General features: G+C 44.8%; 1 protein-coding gene. It reads right to left on the reverse strand.

From position 1 onward, the window contains the following. Nucleotides 1–464, reverse strand: a 464-nt coding sequence (locus HC175_RS18325; RefSeq protein ID WP_168139674.1) for an FtsW/RodA/SpoVE family cell cycle protein, incomplete at both ends; no start/stop codon positions are given.

Consider the following 464-nt stretch of genomic DNA (forward strand, 5'->3'; position numbering starts at 1 on the left):
CAATAAGCCCCATTTCTTCAATGATGATCGCATAAATAAAATCTGAAGATGACTGCGGCAGGAAGTTACGCTGCACGCTCTTTCCTATTCCCTGTCCTGTCACTCCGCCACTCGCGATGGCGATCTTTGCTTTTTCTATCTGGTAATCGGCTTCAGTTACTTCATCATTTGAAAAGTTTTCAACCCTGCTAATCCAGGTGTCTACCCGGTTGGGGAACAAACCGGGGAAAGCTTTTGCTGTCAACATAAAGATGGACAGAAAGATAATTCCGGCGCCCAGAATAGCGGCCAGATATTTTAATGGATAACCCCCTATAAAAACGACCAGCAATACCATGGCAAATAAAATAGCCGTGGTAGAAAAGTTAGCCGGCAATATTAAGCCCAACACCAGCGCCACCGGCAGCCAGAGGGGGATAATGGATTGCTTAAAAGTGAAAGGTTTATCCTTCATTTTTGCCATA

It is taken from the genome of Salinimicrobium oceani (assembly GCF_012037645.1).